16 protein-coding genes are annotated in these 14,577 nt (G+C 57.5%); 6 read left to right on the top strand and 10 right to left on the bottom strand.

Annotation, left to right across the window (positions count from 1 at the left end; all coding sequences use genetic code 11):
* Positions 1-31 precede the first annotated feature (31 nt).
* From ACYZUA_RS13585 to ACYZUA_RS13575, 3 genes are all read left to right on the top strand, one after another.
* Positions 32-652, top strand: coding sequence for a hypothetical protein (locus ACYZUA_RS13585; protein ID WP_461963492.1), 621 nt, complete (start codon positions 32-34; stop codon positions 650-652).
* A 118-nt stretch (positions 653-770) separates the two neighbouring features.
* A complete protein-coding gene (locus ACYZUA_RS13580) occupies positions 771-2,027 on the top strand; it encodes an IS256 family transposase (protein WP_240890573.1) in 1,257 nt (418 codons plus the stop codon).
* A gap of 53 nt (positions 2,028-2,080) precedes the next feature.
* On the top strand, positions 2,081-2,578 hold the full coding sequence (locus ACYZUA_RS13575; protein WP_461963491.1) for a hypothetical protein: 498 nt from the start codon (positions 2,081-2,083) through the stop codon (positions 2,576-2,578).
* Positions 2,579-2,762: 184 nt separating this feature from the next.
* On the opposite strand, the gene ACYZUA_RS13570 is transcribed toward ACYZUA_RS13575, so the two are convergent.
* The 7 genes from ACYZUA_RS13570 to ACYZUA_RS13540 all read right to left on the bottom strand — a co-directional run bounded on the left by ACYZUA_RS13570 (position 2,763) and on the right by ACYZUA_RS13540 (position 9,279).
* A complete protein-coding gene (locus tag ACYZUA_RS13570; protein WP_461963489.1) occupies positions 2,763-3,575 on the bottom strand; it encodes a VanW family protein in 813 nt (270 codons plus the stop codon).
* A 352-nt stretch (positions 3,576-3,927) separates the two neighbouring features.
* On the bottom strand, positions 3,928-4,512 hold the full coding sequence (locus ACYZUA_RS13565) for a hypothetical protein (protein ID WP_283183935.1): 585 nt from the start codon (positions 4,510-4,512) through the stop codon (positions 3,928-3,930).
* Positions 4,513-4,599: 87 nt separating this feature from the next.
* Positions 4,600-4,767: a hypothetical protein gene (locus ACYZUA_RS13560; RefSeq protein ID WP_162842855.1), complete on the bottom strand. Its 168-nt coding sequence runs from the start codon at positions 4,765-4,767 to the stop codon at positions 4,600-4,602.
* A gap of 11 nt (positions 4,768-4,778) precedes the next feature.
* Positions 4,779-5,021 (bottom strand): hypothetical protein, encoded by a 243-nt coding sequence (locus ACYZUA_RS13555; protein ID WP_283183934.1) that lies wholly within the window; start codon positions 5,019-5,021, stop codon positions 4,779-4,781.
* A gap of 62 nt (positions 5,022-5,083) precedes the next feature.
* A complete protein-coding gene (locus ACYZUA_RS13550) occupies positions 5,084-6,148 on the bottom strand; it encodes a lipocalin-like domain-containing protein (protein ID WP_461963488.1) in 1,065 nt (354 codons plus the stop codon).
* Positions 6,138-8,609: an ABC transporter permease gene (locus ACYZUA_RS13545; RefSeq protein WP_461963970.1), complete on the bottom strand. Its 2,472-nt coding sequence runs from the start codon at positions 8,607-8,609 to the stop codon at positions 6,138-6,140. Before ACYZUA_RS13545 ends, ACYZUA_RS13550 begins: the two co-directional genes overlap by 11 nt.
* A 1-nt stretch (position 8,610) precedes the next feature.
* On the bottom strand, positions 8,611-9,279 hold the full coding sequence (locus ACYZUA_RS13540; protein WP_461963487.1) for an ABC transporter ATP-binding protein: 669 nt from the start codon (positions 9,277-9,279) through the stop codon (positions 8,611-8,613).
* Between the two features lie 159 nt (positions 9,280-9,438).
* Here ACYZUA_RS13540 and ACYZUA_RS13535 point away from each other — a divergent pair, with 159 nt between their 5' ends.
* Positions 9,439-9,732 (top strand): type II toxin-antitoxin system RelE/ParE family toxin, encoded by a 294-nt coding sequence (locus ACYZUA_RS13535; RefSeq protein ID WP_461963486.1) that lies wholly within the window; start codon positions 9,439-9,441, stop codon positions 9,730-9,732.
* A gap of 2 nt (positions 9,733-9,734) precedes the next feature.
* Complete coding sequence (locus ACYZUA_RS13530) at positions 9,735-10,043, top strand: addiction module antidote protein (protein ID WP_461963485.1); 309 nt, start codon at positions 9,735-9,737, stop codon at positions 10,041-10,043.
* Positions 10,044-10,056: 13 nt separating this feature from the next.
* Here ACYZUA_RS13530 and ACYZUA_RS13525 read toward each other — a convergent pair whose 3' ends face one another.
* Together ACYZUA_RS13525 and ACYZUA_RS13520 are read right to left on the bottom strand one after the other, a co-directional pair.
* A complete protein-coding gene (locus tag ACYZUA_RS13525; RefSeq protein WP_461963484.1) occupies positions 10,057-10,869 on the bottom strand; it encodes a class I SAM-dependent methyltransferase in 813 nt (270 codons plus the stop codon).
* A gap of 284 nt (positions 10,870-11,153) precedes the next feature.
* On the bottom strand, positions 11,154-12,050 hold the full coding sequence (locus tag ACYZUA_RS13520; RefSeq protein WP_461963482.1) for a LysR family transcriptional regulator: 897 nt from the start codon (positions 12,048-12,050) through the stop codon (positions 11,154-11,156).
* Between the two features lie 154 nt (positions 12,051-12,204).
* Here ACYZUA_RS13520 and ACYZUA_RS13515 point away from each other — a divergent pair, with 154 nt between their 5' ends.
* On the top strand, positions 12,205-13,641 hold the full coding sequence (locus ACYZUA_RS13515; protein WP_461963480.1) for a mechanosensitive ion channel domain-containing protein: 1,437 nt from the start codon (positions 12,205-12,207) through the stop codon (positions 13,639-13,641).
* A gap of 247 nt (positions 13,642-13,888) precedes the next feature.
* Here ACYZUA_RS13515 and ycaC read toward each other — a convergent pair whose 3' ends face one another.
* Positions 13,889-14,515 carry an isochorismate family cysteine hydrolase YcaC gene (ycaC, locus tag ACYZUA_RS13510; protein WP_045061273.1) on the bottom strand — a complete coding sequence of 209 codons (627 nt, stop codon included), beginning with the start codon at positions 14,513-14,515 and terminating at the stop codon, positions 13,889-13,891.
* Positions 14,516-14,577 lie beyond the last annotated feature (62 nt).

Here is a 14,577-nt window from a genome sequence, read left to right as displayed (position 1 = left end):
ATGCCGGAGATGCACTTTATGGTTATCCTGCATGACACCTACCTCTCCGCAGTACGACGAGTTCGATATTCGACAGCAGCGCCCCGTCGCTGGGGAAACTCGTCGCTTCCCCACAGGCGAAGCATTGTTCCTTTCACCTCTACCTGTTCCTACCGGGCAAATCCCAATGGATCTCGGCGGAAGTTTTGTTGAAGTCAACGACACCTATCTGGACTTGGGTAGCAGCAATCTCACCAAGTCTTTCCAAGCACGATTAGCTGTATCACTCCCTACAGTCGTAGTTATCGTTTGTCTATTTGTTCTCCCAACCTTGATGGGCTTCGCAGCATTCATAAATCCATTCGGCAGAAGCTTTTTGTTTTACTTCAACGATTTTTTTGAGTTCGGAATATCACTAGCGCTCTGGTGTGGAGGGGGAGCAGCGCTGATTGGCCTGGGCATCGAAGAGGCATCAGGAAAACCTTACGTTTCGATATCCGTGAGCAATCATATTGTGGACTACAATGAGTACTATCAGATTGATAGAGCTACTTATGATTTGTACCTGGCCAACTCAACCGTCGCGCTGGAATTTGTTAAGCGCTGCAGAAATCGCGAGTTAGACAAGTTTCTCTTTTTCAAACCGGGGACAGATCGTGGAGAGCCCTCATAAAAGCCAAAAAAATGGATGATTTACACCGGGTAACTTTGGATATTCAACGATTAGAGGGTGTAATTAGTTTTGTGTAAACGGTCATTTGGCAGGAGACTGCCTACCCCAAGGAAATCCAATGACCGAGCCAAAACCCAAGCGCGCCAAACGAGTCAAGCCTGATCCTGAACTGGTTAAACTGGCCGACAGTCTGCTGGCCAACTACAAAAAGCCCGAAGATCTGATCGGCGAAAACGGCCTGCTCAAACAGCTCACCAAGATGCTGGTGGAGCGGGCCCTTGAAACCGAGATGACCGAACACTTGGGGCACGACAAAAGCGCAGCGATCACCAACACCGCCGCCAATGCGCGCAACGGTCACAGCGGTAAAACCCTGAAGGGCGACTTCGGCGAACTGCCGCTCGACATCCCTCGCGACCGGCAGGCGTCCTTCGAGCCGCAGTTGGTGGCCAAGCATCAAACCCGCTGGACGGGCTTCGATGACAAAGTCATCTCTCTCTACGCTCGCGGTTTGAGTGTCAGAGAAATCCAGGCTCACTTACAGGAAATGTACGGCACAGAGGTCTCTCCCAGCCTGATCTCGGCGATTACCGACGCGGTGAGTGACGAGGTCAAGCTGTGGCAAGCCAGACCACTGGACGCGCTGTACCCGATCCTCTATCTGGACTGCATTCACGTCAAAGTGCGTGACGCTGGCGCCGTGCGCAACAAGGCGGTTTACCTGGCTATCGGCGTCAATATGGCCGGTCACAAGGAAGTGCTGGGTCTGTGGATCGCTCAAACCGAAGGCGCGAAGTTCTGGCTGCAAGTGGTGACCGAACTCAAGAATCGGGGCGTGCAGGACATCTTCATCGCCTGCGTGGACGGTCTCAAAGGTTTCCCTGAAGCCATTGAAGCCGTCTACCCAAAAGCCGTCGTTCAGCTGTGCATCGTGCACATGGTGCGCAACAGCTTGAACTTCGTGTCGTGGAAAAAGCAGCGAGAGGTGGCGGCTGATCTCAAACTGATTTACACCTCGGCAACCGCCGAATTGGCCGAACAACGACTCTGCGAATTTGAAGCCAAATGGGATGCCGAGTACCAGTCGATCAGCCTGTCATGGCGGCGAAACTGGGCTCGGGTGATCCCGTTTTTTGACTATCCAGCCGAAATTCGCAAGGTGATTTACACCACCAATGCCATCGAATCGATCAACATGAGCCTGCGCAAAGTGATCAAAACGCGCGCCTCATTTCCGACCGATGACGCGGTGATGAAACTGTTTTATCTGGCGCTGAACAACATCAGCAAGAAGTGGACGATGCCGATCCGGGACTGGAAAGCGGCCTTGAATCGCTTCAGTATCCAGTTCGAAGATCGGCTGTTAACGGTTTAATAAAAATCCCGTTTACACAAAATCTAGGACACCCTCAACGATTAGGACACCATGTGAACAAACACAGGATCACCCTTTCAAACGGCTGGATCGCCGAATTTGAAAACCAAGGCGAATTCCGAATGTCAGCCGAAGGCTGGAATCTGGTTTTGCAAGGACCGAATCAAAAAAGCGTCCAATACTTCAAAGACAAGATCGTCGTCGTGAACGACGACGACGGCGCTCAGGCCAAATCGTGTATCCGACTTTCTAGCGACGGCGTTTACGGTTATTTGACCACGGGACTGGATCACGGCTGGGTGATTGACTTTGCGCGAGGCATGATCGCTCCGCATCGGGTAACCATCTCTCACCACCACGACGGATACGATGAAAGCATCTCGATGTACGAACAACCTGCCTTCAAACGCGCGCGCCAGTATATAAGCGTGACAGGCAAGCATATTTATCTGACGTTCCCATTCACCAAGGATGAGGATTTCCCCAAGGTCTGGGAGGAATACCTGCTAATTCGGAGACGACAACTGGATGAGCTTTATTTCCGAAACTGAACCGTCAATATTGTTGCAATACTGCCGCTGCAATCTCAGCGAGCAGTTTTGACAGACCGAGCACGATCAAGGCATGCAAATGCCGTTTTGCGGTTCCGTTGATTCAAGAGCTTCACCATGAAAAATTCTCCAACCGACGCCCAAAAAAAAACGGGCGATCTAACGATCACCCGTTTTATGCATTTCAAGTCAGCAACCTTTCCTCAACCTCATACTTAACCACCACCCGATTCTTATAAAGCCGCTCACTCTTCAATACCTGACTCTCCTGCCCCTTGCTCCTGACCTCCCGCCATATCTCGTTCTCTCGAAAAACCCGCCCACCGTCTCGTACAAACCGATGCCCAAGTTGATAAACGTGATACCGAAACTCTCTCACCTGATCGCACAACAACTCCCCTTCCAACTGTTGCTCGGCTACATTGAGTTTCAACTGAAAATGGCGATCGGTCGGGTTATGCAACACTAGGTCAATGTAGTTGTAAAAGATCGCGGCCCCGGAGCCGAATGGCAGTACCCGCCCTTCGTCAGGAAAGGGATCGAAGCTGTGGTTCGATCGCTCAACCACGACCAACGGAGAGTGAATCGCCATCCAGTGAATCAGGTTGCTCAGTTGGCAGATCCCGCCACCGATGCCGCTGCGCGCTTCACCAAATGACAGCTCCATGCCTTCGACATAACCGCGTTTGCGGGTAGGCCGACCCACGAGGCGGCAAAATGAAAAATACTCGCCAGGGCCGATGACGACGCCGTCCATCGAAGCGACGGCCAGTTTCAGGTTGATGACTTTATTGTGTTGCAGGGCAAGATCGGAGTTGCCGAGTTTGCGGATCAGTTTGGAGGTGTGCTTGAGATAGCGAAATGGCAATCGGGAGACGGTGTTCAGCGAAACAGCGTATTGCTTGCGGGAGAAGCGCCAGGCCAATTGCCGGAACAGTCTTTTTTGCCACACGCGAAGCCAGTAGAGCGCCGGGTGGTAGAGGGAGAGTAGTTTCATCCGTGTCAGAACGGCGGCAGTCGTTTTCTTCCTTGATCTGCACAATGCCGCGCATTTTAACGTATTGCTGCAGGTGTGTATCGAACGTCGAAAAGGTGTTCGCCCAGTGTAATGGCCTGGCAATCCATGCACCGGTAAAGAGCCCTGACACTGGGCGAACGGGAAGTATTTTAATTGAAGTTGTCGAATATGTCCGCGTATATGAACATGAAATTTATCGAAACACCTTTCGATTAAATGTCGGCCTAAATACTATTTAAGGAACCCGACAAACTCACCGGTTAGACCATTAAAACTGATTGTTCTTATACAGAAAAGTTGTACAAGAACAATCCGCATATAGAGCTAATACTCAACTTGAGTGTTTGCTGGTCACTTTCAATGTGTCGGTATAGGTCACAATGACACTCTGTCCAACTTTCAGGTCTTTCAATTTCGCTTGAACTTCGGGTCTTACGACGTCAACAGTCTTGGACTCGCCGGCGGGGTTTTCGAAGGTTACCTGGTTTTTCTTCACGTCGATTTTGGTGATTTTCAGTTGGACCTGCACCTGACGGTAGGCTTCGCCGCCCGGGTTGTCGCTGCCGGGGGCTGCGCGGACTTCGCCAGCGCGTTCGACGGTGCCTGGCAGGCCTTTGTCGACATCGGTGTCGAGGTAGGCGGCGACAGAACTGGTTACCGTGATGTCAACTTGGTCGCCGACTTTCAAATTGCCGAGGTTTTTCGCCTTGTCGGTCAATTGCACATGGACCTGACGACCTTCCGGCCCCTCCAGGACGACCTGATGTTTGGCAGCATCGACCGAGACAACTTTGGTGGTGACCTGATCCGCCTCCACAACGGCAGACAGCGGGATATCCGCAGCCATGGCGCTAAGGCTGGCGGCAGACAGCAGGGTTGCAAGGGTGATGGCTTTGGTCAGTGCGTGAAGTTTCATAAGCGGTACATTCCCTGTGAATTGAAGGCAGCAACGATCGCTGAACCACCGTCCAGCGCCCTCTGCGCAGATGAGCATAGACGCTGATCAGGGAGTGTTCGCAGTTTCTTGTGCGGTGGATTCACCGCTTTCTGTACCCTTGCCGCTTTCCTTACGCCGGGTCGGATCGGTCGGGCGCAGAGCGTCGTTGTCGCGCTCGACTTCTCCCGGTGGTCGCGGTTCGTCAGGGTGTTCAGTGGGGGTCGTCGGTTTCATGTGGGTTCTCCTCAAGCCTCGGGATCGTCAACCTCCTGGGCCACGTTCACGGCTGGCGAATATTTATGGGATTGATCGGCCTTGACCTTCAAGGCTTGCCATTGTTCCAGGTCGATGGCGCCCTGCCCCAGCAAGTCGTCGGCCACCCGCAGCAGTTCGGCGTAATGGGCGTCGGGGGATTGTTGCCAGTAGGCCTTGTCTTCGAACAGGCGCTGCCACGAATCAAGGTCAGGCGGTTTCAGGTCTTCACTCATGGCGGGCTCCTGTGAACGGGCTTCTAGAATTAGGAGGCCATTGCTCTGCCGAGAGTTCCGACTCAATACCCGGTCATTTCCAGATAACCCTGCCCGCCATGGCTGCCGCTCAATCGCACCGGCCCTTCCCAATAGGGAATGCGCAAAGCCATCCACGCATTGGGATTGAGCGCGCTGATCGTGATGTCGAGGTGTTTGTCGGGGATTTTGATCGACCAGCGCACCGGCATCGAACGCCCGGCGACGTTGGCGGTGTCTTGCGGTGTGAGGCTGATGTCGGAGGCTTGCAGTAGCTGCGTTTGACCCTGAGCGTCGATCCAGGTGCCGGTGAGGTAAGGCGCGCCGTCCTTCTGCCGCATACGGTAGAGCATCACCTGTTCGCCGCTGTCCAGGTGCAGGGAAAACCAGTCCCAGCCCGTCTGGTTGGCGGTCAGGGGTTGGCTGCTCCATTCCCGGTCGAGCCAGGCCGGGCCGCTGACTTGATACGTTTTTCCGTCGATTTCCAGCGTGCCGCTGGCTTGAAAAAACGGCTGACTGTAGTAGTACGACGCCTGCCCTTGTTCGGATTTCTGACTGAAGCCTTTGTCGCCCTGAAGCACCAAAGGACGTGTGGAGGTCAGCCGGAGTTGATAGCCAAAATCCTTGTCCCGGGCGCTGAGTTGAAGCTCCGCCATAGGGTCGGAGCCTTGGCTGCTGAAACGCCAATCATCGATCCACGCGTTGAACGGCGCCAGGCTCACACCAGCCTGACCAACGCCACCGCGGGCGTATCGCTCAGCGGCGTGATGCACCGTCGCCGAGGTCACGGCCGCGTGGCCAAGCCAGATGATTTGATTACCCCAGCCTGCCACTTCGGGCGTCGCTTTCAAGGCGCTGCGAAACAACGTCCACTGCGCGCCGAACTCGCGCCCCTGATCGTCCTTGAGGTTGGCGGTGACGTACCACCATTCGATGCGAAAACCGTCATGAGGACCGTGATCCGCCGGAAAGCTGAACACCCGACCGGGCACCACCGGCGTAAACGCGGCGGCCTGATGACCCAGCCCCGCGAAGCCTTTTTCAACAGGCGCCGAGTTATCGCACCCGCTCAATAACGCCAATAGCAACACGCCGACCTTAATCTTCATGAGCAAACGTCCTCAGCAGATCCGCCGGTTGCGTGCGGTACAGCGAGTACAGCGGCCACGCCGACGCCAGTAAAGTCGCCAACAGCGCCAACCCCATCAACTGCAACAGCTGCAGCGGAAACACCCGCAGCGGCAAGCGCCAGCCGAAGGCCTGAACGTTGATCACCGTGTCCAGGCACCACGCCAGCGCGATCCCCAACGGCAACGCCAACACCAGGGTCAGCACTGCCAGCAACCAGGTCTGCCCGAGATTGAGCAGCATTAATTGCCGGCGAGTCACGCCAAGCGCCCACAGGGGGGCGAGTTGCCCGAGGCGGCTCTGGCTTTGGGTCAACAGGCTGATGAACAGCGCCACGCCTGCCACACAGAGGGTCAGGCTGTTGAGCGCGGCGGTCGCGGCAAAGGTGCGTTCGAACACTTGCGTGGACCAACCCTTGAGCCGGGCCTGGTCGACGACGCGGCTGTCCTCCAGCGTGAAGCGTGTTTGCAGCGCTGTCAGAAAATCAGGGATCAACGTCGGGTCGATGCGCAGGTTGAAACGGTTCGGTGTCAGCTGCGGCCAGCCGCGCAGCAGATGGTTGACGTTGACCAGAATGTGCCCCTTGGGATTGCCGTAATCGGCGTAGATGCCGACGATCCGTGGCGTCCATGTGCCGTTCGGTGTGGGAATCGTCAGGTGATCGCCAAGGCGCACCTTCAGCCGGCGGGCCAGTTGTTCGCTGAGCATCAGTGCGTCGTCCTTGGCCAGTCGGTCCCAAGGGTTGTCGCCCAAGGCTTCCAAAAGCGGCCAATGCTGACGATACGTCGGGTGATCGATCACGCCGAAGACGTCCGCCGGCCAGCCTTGCAACTGGATCGACACTTGCCAGTTGGGCAGCACCGCCGTGAGTCCGGGTTGCTGCTTGAGCCAGGTTTGCAGCTCTCTGGCCTGGGCCGGATTTCGCGGGTTAACGTACAGTTCGGCGGTCAGGCGTTGTTCGAGCCAATCGGTGAAGGTCTGACGAAAACCGGCCGTCATGCTGCCCGCACCAATGTTCGCCGCCAGTGCCAACAACAGCGCCATCAGCGCCAGGCTCAGGGCCGGCAGTTGCTGACGACAGTCGGCGAGAAACCATTGGCCGAGCACCGAGCGACTGCGATGCAGCACCCGATTCAACACCCAGTTGAGCACCACCGGCAACGCCAGTGCAGCGCCGATCAACAGTGCCGCCATCAGCACGAAGCCACTGCTCAGGCTGTCGCCAAAGATCAACGCCAGCAGCGCGATCACCGCGGCGATCACGGCAACCCAACCCTGACGCCGCAACCAGCGCGCGTGAGCCTGATGCCAGGCTTGCGGGTCGGCCAGGGCCAGCAAAGGCAGGCGCGCGGCCCGCAACAAACTGTTGGCCCCGGCCAGCAACGCACCGAGCAGGCTCAGACCGACGCCACTGAGCCACCACCACGGACTGAGGCTCAGCTGCCCCGCCACTTCGGCGCCGTACAACCCGCGCAGGCTGGCGGCGACATCCGGCAACAGCACGCTGGCCAGCAGGTAGCCGCTGGCGACGCCGACCAGTCCGCCGATCAACGCCAGACCACCCAGTTCAACCGCCAGACAGGCAATCAACATCCGTGCGCTAACACCGCAGGCGCGCAGGGTTCTGAGCAAGCCACGGCGTTGTTCCAGCGCCAGGCCGATCGCGGCGTGGACGATGAACAGGCCGACCACGAATGACAGAAAACCCAGCGCATCGAGATTCAAGTGAAAGCTTTCGGTCAGGCGCGACAAATTGTTCTCTTCACCGCTGGTCTTGAGCTGCAGCTGCCCCTTGAATTGATCAGGCAGGGTTGCGGTGAAATCCTTCGGCAGCAGCAGGCGTGACAGCTGATCCGGCAGGCCGAGAATCTGCTGGGCGAAGCCGATGTCCACCAACAACATACCGGGGGCCATATCGGGTTGGGCATGCAGCGGCGGTAATGCCTGACCACTCAAAGTCAGCGGGCGTTCGCCCTCGTGCAGACCCAATGCCTGCAACGTCTGCGGCGAAATCCAGGTACTGCCCGGCGGGCTGAAAAACTCGACAACCTGCTCAATCGCCAACGCCTGCCCGGCCACGGAGGAACCGGCGGGCAGCGACACCGGCTCGATCCCCATCAGGTGCAAGCGCTGGTCTTCATGGCCCTTGAGCGTCACCCGACCTTGCAGGACCGGCGACACCGGCCAACCCGCACTACGCAGATCGACAAACATTTGCTGGGAGAAGGTTGCGCCGCTGGGCGCACTGAGGCTGGCCTGGGGTTCGCCGCCGATCAACTGACTGGCCCGAGCATAGCTTTCACGCGCCTGGCTGTTCAGCGCCTGCACGCCAGTCAGCAGGCTGGTGGCGAGCCAGAGGCCGGTCAGCACACTGAAAAACTGCACCGGGTGCTGCCGCCAATGGCTGAGCAGCGCCCGCAGCGTCTCGCGAAAGACCCGCACCTCAGCGCTCGTCCGCGCCAGCCAGACGGCCACCGTGGAGCACCACTTTTTCGGCCAGCCGCGCGGCAACCCGTGGGCTGTGGGTGACCATCAACAAGGTGGTGGGACTGTCGTCGAGCAACTCCAGCAACAACTTCAAGACCTCGTCGCTGGCGGCTTCATCGAGGCTGCCGGTGGGCTCGTCGGCCAGCAGCAGTTTCGGCTGCGACGCCAGGGCGCGGCCCAGCGCGACCCGTTGCTGTTGCCCGCCGGACAGCTGTTCCGGATAACGCCGCAGCAAATCAGCCAAGCCCAGACGTTGCACCAGATGCGCCTGCCAGCGCGGATCATGGCGCCCCGCCAATCGCGCCTGGAATGCCAGATTGTCCTCCACGCGCAAACTGCCGATCAGGTTGAACTGCTGAAACACCAGGCCGATTTCGGTCCGCCGCCAGTTCGCCAGTTGCCCTTCGCTCATCAGCTCCAGCCGATGTTCGCCGCTGTGGATACTGCCGCGATCGACCTTGTCCAGCCCGGCAATCAGGTGCAGCAAGGTGCTCTTGCCACTGCCCGATTCCCCCATCAACGCCAGGCTGCTGCCGGGTTTCAAGGTGAGGTCGACACCTTGCAGAACCGCTAATGGGCCCTGGGGAGTGGCGTAGCTTTTGAAGACGCCTTGGACCGAAAGCATAGGGAAAACCGTTCGATGTGCGTGGAGCAAGGATAGCGGACGGCAGCAGCACCGCGAATAGGTCAAACAGCTCATATCCCACACATTTCAGGGAAAAAACATACACAACCAAGGAATTGCCTGACTGCTCATTCGTATCCATGTGGATACATTTGAGCAATGAATTATCTTATTCAACAAACTATGATCTTCGCGACATGGCATGCCTCAGTTCGTGACTTGCGGGCGAAGTTAGCCATCGCTCGTCGCATTGATCGTGCCTCTGCGGGTAATCTGGGCGATATCAAACCGGTGGGTGATGGTGTTTCCGAAATGCGCGTGGACGTCGGTGCAGGCTATCGGGTCTACTTCACTATGCGAAACAGCGTCGTCATTGTGCTATTGGCGGGTAGTGACAAATCTTCGCAAACCGCCGACATCAGGCGGGCGAAAAAAATGGCGAAGGAGGTTTAAACATGAGCCAGACTTTGACTACTTTCGATATGGCGGCTCTGCTGGACAGTGACGAAGCCATCAGCGAGTACCTTTCGCAAGTGCTCGCAGACGGCGACAACGAAGAATTTCTTCGCGCTATCGGTTATGTGGTGAAAGCGCGTGGAATGACACAGATAGCCAAGGATTCGGGTATGGGCCGCGAAAGCCTGTACAAGGCCTTCGCACCAGGTGCAAAACCACGTTTCGATACGGTTTTAAAGGTCATTCACGCCCTTGGCATTGATCTCTGCGCGCAGCCGGGTCATTCGGTCAATCACTCGAATCTCTGAGAGACACTTCTGACTAGACTGCTCGCTTCTGCGCAACCCACGTAAAACACAACGGCAACTGCGCCGTTTGCTGCTCATACCGATCATAGAGTTCCTCGCGGTTGGAATGCGGGTACTCCTTGAAGTGGCTGATCTGCAATCCGGCGTCGATGGCACCGGTGAAGATGGCGCCCAGGGTGTGGACGAACCAGTAGGACGAAGCCGCCTGCTGGTCGATTTTGCCTTCGTAGACGATCGGCTGGTCCTGCACGAAAGGTTCGCTGCGAAAGTACGAGCTGTCCGGCCGATACGGATCGGCGGACTCGGGGTCGAACATTTCGAGGAAGGGATGGGTTTCGTACACCACCAGGCTGCCACCGGGCTTGAGGGTTTGTGCGACATGGCGGAAGAATTCGCCGATGTCCGGCATCCAGTTCAACACGCCGATGGTGATCAGGGCCACGTCGAAGCGGCCATGAAGTTCAGCCGGCAAGTGATGGATGTCTGCCTCGATGAACTCAGGCATATGGGGCGAGCGTGACGCCAGTTCCCGCGCCTGATCGAGGAAAGCCTCGGACTGGTCGACGCCTACGACGCTGCGAGCACCCAGCGCAAACAACGAAAGGCATTCACGGCCGTTGTTGCAACCCAGTTGCACCACGTCTTTGCCGTCGACACCCACTTGTTCCAGCAAACCTCGTAGGGTGTCGTCCAGGCAGCAAAAATCCCTGTCACCAACTGCCGTCAAACGGGCCTGCCATTCGGGGGTGTCTTTGTGGTGTCGGGCAGAGTCATTCCACGCATCGCGGTTGCTGGCGATGGCTTTTTCTTTTGTCGGCATTTCCATTGCGCGCTCCAGACTGGGGTCTTGATTGACCGGCACGAGTCTAGATTAGCGCTTTGAAAAACCCCATTGAGTCTTTGTTCAAATCTTGTAACCCGGGCATCGCAAACGCGTCCCCGAATGGTAGCTGTCGGGACAAATAACTCCGTCCCCAATACTCATTCAAAATTCCACAAATCCCCTGTGGGAGCGAGCCTGCTCGCGATAGCAATCTGTCGTTCAACATGATGTCGTCTGACACTCCGCCATCGCGAGCAGGCTCGCTCCCACAGGGGAAGTGGTGAGTCTTACAACCCACCCTCAGCCTGATCCAGCTGCTCCCGCAAAAACTCGATCAGCGCCTGCACCGGCCGTGAACTCTGGCGGTGCTGCGGATACACCGCCGATAACGTCAGCGGCTGCGGACGAAACTCATCCAGCACCGGCACCAGCCTGCCGTCCTTCAACGCCGAACCAACAATGAAGGTCGGCAAGTAAGTAATCCCCATGCCGGCAATCGCCGCGTCCCTGAGCAATTCACCATTGTTGACCCGCATCCGCCCGGTGACATTGACCACCAACGGCTTGCCCTGCCCTTCGAAACGCCATTGCACTTGACGCCCGTGGCCGTAAGGCAGGCAGTCATGGCTGTGCAAGTCTTCGGGTTTGAGCGGCGTGCCGCGCTCGGCCAGGTAAACCGGGCTGGCGCAGTACACCCGCTGGATGGAAGCGATGCGTCGGGCGATCAGCGTCGAATCCTCCAGAATGCCGATGCGCAGCGCCAGGTCATAACCCTCACTGAGCAAATCCACCGGCCGATCACTGAGGTCGACCTCCACCGTGACATCGCGATAACGCTGCAAAAACACCGGCAGCAAACAGCCCAAATGCGCCACCGCAAACGACAACGGCGCGCTGATACGAATAGTGCCGCGGGGCTCGGTGGTCTGGCCGGCGATGCCCTGCTCCACTTGCTCGACTTCGCCCAGCAGGCGCAAGGCTGACTCGTAATAACTCTGCCCCAGTGGCGTGACGTCCAGTCGCCGCGTGGAGCGATTGAGCAGACGCACACCCAGGCGTTCTTCGAGTTGCATCAAGCGCCGGCTGACGAACTGCTTGGACAGGCCCAATTGATCAGCCGCCGCGGTGAAGCTGCCGGAGTCCATAACCTGGCAAAAAATACGCATATCTTCGAATGGGTTCATTGTCACGCCTTGGTTGACAGTCAAACATTTTATAGCCGCTTTTTCCTTTTTAGGCACCTTATTAATCTGTGTCCACCGTGCAGCGACAGCCGCTGCTTTTAAACTGGCGAAGCTGTTACGCGATCGAAAAGCAATCTTCAGCCGGAGTTTCCCCATGTCCTTTTTCCTTGCCCATCTGCTGTCGTGGATTGCCCTGCTGCTGGTGATCGACGCCGTGCTCTGGCACCTCGCGCCGTTCAAACATCGCGTCACGCGGGTCGGTGTGCGACTGACGCTGTTCGTGATGTTCAGCGCACTCGCGATCAATGCCGGCGTGAGTCCGTTGCAGGCGCCGCTTTTCGCCGAGGATCGCGTGGCGCAATCGGGCGCCACGGCGCTGGGGATTCTCTGGTGGCTGTACGCCGCACGGGTACTCACCGAAGTCATCGGTCTGGTACTGATGCGCCGCATCGGTCACAGCGGTCGGTTGCTGCAGGATGTCATCGGTGCGCTGGTGTTTCTGATCGCCATCGTCGCGGCGGCCGGTTATGTACTGGAGTTGCCAGTGAAAGGTTTGCTGGCGACTTCCGGCGTCGTGGCAATCGTCGTGGGCCTGGCGTTGCAAAGTACCTTGAGCGACGTGTTTTCCGGGATCGTGCTCAATACCACCAAGCCGTATCAGGTGGATGACTGGATCATGATCGACGGCGTCGAGGGCAAAGTGCTCGACATCGACTGGCGCGCCACCCACCTGCTGACCAGTGCCGGCAGTACCGCGGTGGTACCGAATTCGGTGGCGGCCAAGGCAAAAATCGTCAACCTCAGCCGGCCGAACAACCTGCACGGTGTGTCGATCAGCATTCAGGTGCCTAACCACATCCGCCCGCGTCGGGTGCTGGACGCACTGGACCGCACGCTTCAGGGCAGCAGCAGTTTGCTGCTCAACCCGGCACCGAAAGCAGTGCTGAAAGAGTCTGGCGAAACCCTGTCCGAATACGTAGCCAGCGGGTTTATCGCCGAGCTGGGTAAAAAAAGCGAAGTGCGCAATCAACTGTTCGACCTGGTGCATCGGCACCTCGAAGCGGCGGGTATTTCCCGGCAGCTCGATGGCGTGATTGAACCGACGACCCGCGCACGGGCGTTGCTTGATGAAGTGAAAATCTTCCGTTCCTTGAGCGAGGATGAGCGTGATCAGATCGCCCGGTCGATGGTCCCGCAGCAGTACGCGGCAGGTCAGGTGGTGCTGGAGTTGGGCGACGTGCCGGACAGCTTGATGGTGATCGCCACCGGCGTAGTCAGCGCCACCGTACCCAATGGCACTGGACAAACCGAAGCCGGGCGTATGGGGCCGAGCGAAGTCATGGGTGAGCAAAGCATTCTTGCCGATACCCCCTCGCAGGCGACCTTCACCACATTGACCTCGTGCATCATTTACCGGATCGACAAATCCCTGACCCGTCACTGCATGGAACAACGTGTCGAAGTGGGTCGGGCGCTGAACAAGCTGCAGGCGGTCAGGCAGCAGAGCAGTCGGTTGGCGTTGATGACCCCATTGGTGCCGATCAGGAAAAGCGGATTCCTGAGTTGGCTGCAGAAACGCCAACCGGTGTAACGGGCCACACGGTTTCATGTAGCAGCTGTCGAGCTTGCGAGGCTGCGTTCGGCTGCGAAGCAGTCGTAAAACCTGAGTGCGAGTTTTTTTCTGACACACCGCATTGTTTGAACTCACGACTGCTTCGTCCAAATGCGGCCCAAACCGAACGCAGCCTCGCAAGCTCGACAGCGGCTACAAAAAAGCTCATTCGCCAGACAAAAAAATGCCCGCACATTCGCGGGCATTTTTCTATGTGATTGCAAACTTACTTCGAAGACAGCACCGAGTAGCTGTTCATCAAATTGCGGTAGTTCGGAATGCGCGGCGACAGCAGGTTCGCCAGGCCTTCCATGTCGTTGCGCCAGTCGCCCTGCAGCTCGCAGGCCACCGAGAACCAATTCACCAGTTGAGCACCGGCCGCCGCCATGCGCGCCCAGGCTGCTTGTTGCACGGTTTCGTTGAAAGTGCCCGAGGCATCGGTCACCACGAACACTTCAAATCCTTCAGCCAGCGCCGACAGCGTCGGGAACGTCACGCAAACGTCGGTGACGACACCGGCGATGATCAATTGCTTGCGGCCAGTGGCTTTAACGGCTTTGACGAAATCTTCGTTATCCCAGGCGTTGATCTGGCCTGGACGCGGGATATACGGAGCGTCCGGGAACTGTTCTTTCAACTCCGGAACCATCGGGCCATTCGGGCCGTTTTCGAAGCTGGTGGTCAGGATGGTCGGCAGCTTGAAGAACTTGGCCACATCGCCCAGGGCCAGTACGTTGTTCTTGAATTCGTTCGGCGAGAAATCCTGAACCAGCGAGATCAGGCCCGTCTGGTGGTCGACCAACAGGACAACGGCGTCATCTTTGTTCAGGCGTTTGTACGGAACGTTGCTCATGTGAAACTCCTCGGTGGATGGGTGTTACATATGGCGCCGACGCGAAGGGTCGGCGCTTTTTT

It is taken from the genome of Pseudomonas sp. LS2P72, from assembly GCF_054897865.1.
The sequence above is the reverse complement of the archived record's forward strand: the minus strand, read 5'-3'. Positions and strand labels throughout refer to the sequence as shown.